The sequence below is a fragment of the Wolbachia endosymbiont of Mansonella perstans genome, assembly GCF_020278605.1.
In the GTDB taxonomy this organism is placed as follows: Bacteria; Pseudomonadota; Alphaproteobacteria; order Rickettsiales; family Anaplasmataceae; genus Wolbachia.
Window position 1 is genome coordinate 491 of record NZ_JACZHU010000104.1, and the last position, 2,480, is coordinate 2,970.

The 2,480-nt window shown below is 35.2% G+C and carries 2 protein-coding genes and 1 pseudogene; all 3 read right to left on the bottom strand.

The window, feature by feature from the left end; all coding sequences use genetic code 11:
- Nucleotides 1-609, bottom strand: a 609-nt coding sequence (locus IHO13_RS04975; RefSeq protein WP_225538550.1) for an FAD-binding protein, incomplete at its 3' end; no start/stop codon positions are given.
- A complete protein-coding gene (hemC, locus tag IHO13_RS04980) occupies nucleotides 600-1,478 on the bottom strand; it encodes a hydroxymethylbilane synthase (RefSeq protein WP_225538551.1) in 879 nt (292 codons plus the stop codon). The genes IHO13_RS04975 and hemC, both read right to left, overlap by 10 nt.
- 734 nt (nucleotides 1,479-2,212) lie before the next feature.
- A pseudogene (locus IHO13_RS04985) lies at nucleotides 2,213-2,480 on the bottom strand (recombinase family protein); the annotation flags it as partial.

The window sequence follows — 2,480 nt, forward strand, 5'->3', positions numbered from 1 at the left end:
TTCGATAATTTCCTTTAGCCTTCTCAGTATAATCTCGTACTCTGAACTTACTCCTTTAAACTCAGCTTCAACGAAAATCCACTGCCCGTTTAAGCTATGCCCACGGTAAACATAACCCATCTCTTCGCTGAGGAATTCATATAGGTTTCTATCCTCTAAGTTTACTGCTTTTATTGAATGTACAACACTTGCGATATCACTACCATACGCACCTGCATTCATTTCTATCCCACCGCCAACCGTTCCTGGAATTCCAGCCAAAAACTCAAGTCCACTAATTTTTTGTTCCCCAGCAAAGTAAGCAAGATTGCTAAGTAGCGCAGCACCGCCTGCAACGATGGAGTTGTTACTTTTACATTTAATATACGCAAACTCCTTACCCAATTTCACTGTTATGCCTCGAATGCCACTATCTCGTACTATTATGTTGGATGTTGCACCGATAACATTGATTGGCAATTCAGTATTTTTAATCAAGCATATTAAATCTTCAATATCACGTGGTTTAAATAACACATCAGCTTGTCCACCGACATTCAACCACGTCATTTTAGACATAGAAATATTACAGCAATAGATTCCATGTACTTTAGGCAAGCTTACAAGCATTTTGATTTCAATTCTAATCCTGCATCCATACCTATTTTTTCTGCATCTTCTGCAAATGAAGTGCGTTCAGTAAAGTATATGTTTTTTTCGTCTGCTAACATACAACGAAGATGTAGTATATTTTCACTCACATATTCTGCCAAAGCTGCAAGTGGTGTGAAGCATGAACCATTCACTGTCTTCATGAAGCTACGTTCCGATTTTACCCTTATAAAAGACATATTATTATTAATTTTCTCTAAAAGATCAATAATTTTTACATCATTTTTTCGACATTGAATGCAAATTGCTCCCTGCCCTACTGCACTTAACATAATTTTTGGTGGTAATACCTCTGTAACTAAGTGATGTTTCTTTAACCTTATGAGCCCTGCTTCGGCTAGAACTATTCCATCAAAACTATGATTTTCCAATCTAGTTGTCACATTTCCACGAAGTGGCACTATATTTAGATCTGGTCTGAAGTTTAGTAGCTGAACTTTTCTTCTTATTGAGGAAGTTGCAATCAATGCTCGTTGCGGCAAAAACTCAAGGCTATTATATTTATTAGAAATAAACGTATCGCATGGACTTAACCTCTCTAAAACACAAGGAATTGCTAAATCTTTCGAGAAAAATGCAGGGACATCTTTCAACGAATGAACTGCCATATCTACATTACTCTCAAGTAGTTCAGTCTCGATTTCTTTGAGGAACAGTCCTTTGCCTCCTATTTCGGCGAGGTTTGCATTAGTATACTTGTCACCAGAAGTTTTTATTTTAATGACCTCAGCAGATAAACCAGGAAAAGAGTCCAGCAACTTTTGTTTTGCCTCTAAAGCTTGAGCAATAGCAAGACTGCTTCCTCTGGTACCTATCCTGATTAACATATATATAGGCTATTAAAATTTCTTAGGTGAATACTACCAGTATCCCTAAGTAATGTGACACGAAATACTATAGAATTCAAGTCTGTGATTGCTAGATCCATAAGTTGCATTATCTGCATTTTATCGGCATATTATAAGGATAATGTAATGTAGATATTATGCCGATGAGGTTTATACCAAGCTATGCAATTTTTGTGTCAAAACTTGCTTTAAACTCCCGTGGCAATATTATAAACTTTGACTTTATCTATCTTGGGCACAATTGGACAAGTTTTTTTATTTGAAATATATCTTAAAATCAAATTTTTTAGGTAAAAAACTAATAACCAACAGCAAATTCTGAACCTACTTATGTAGCTTAGATACCAAAGCTCCCGTGACAGTATTATATATTTTGACTTCATCCATTTCGGGCAAGGTTAAACAAGCTCTTTTATTCGAAATACTATGGCTATGCGATCAAGGCTAACCTCAATTCTCTTGACTAATTTCTTTATTACACTACGTCTGTCTATCCAGTACAGTTGATCAAGCTCTGGTTTAATACTATAGGAAAACCTCTTTAGGCTGTTTGCAATACTACCTAACTTCCGTTGTACTACTTCCTAATCTTTTATCTTTTCCCGCTGCTTTTTAACTTTCTCCAAATCTTGCTTTACCTCTCTCATTCTTAGCTTAAAACATTCCTTATCCATGTGCCCTTTGTTACAATAGTAAGTGAACCTTCCAATACTCTACATTAACCCGATTTCTTTCTTCTCAAGATTGCACTCTGAAGTATAACTATCAATAAGTATTTCAATACTTCTATTTAACCTATCTTTCTGTTTCTCAAACGTTTCATCTAATGGTTTATCATTTCTATGTTCTAGAATTCTATATTGGTACTCCTTTATAATTTTGTTTGGCTTTTTTAATAAGCTTTTCACTTCTTCCCAGACAGGAGTTTCGAATATTTCTGTACGAATTAACTTACTACTACATATTTCGATTTCATCACAA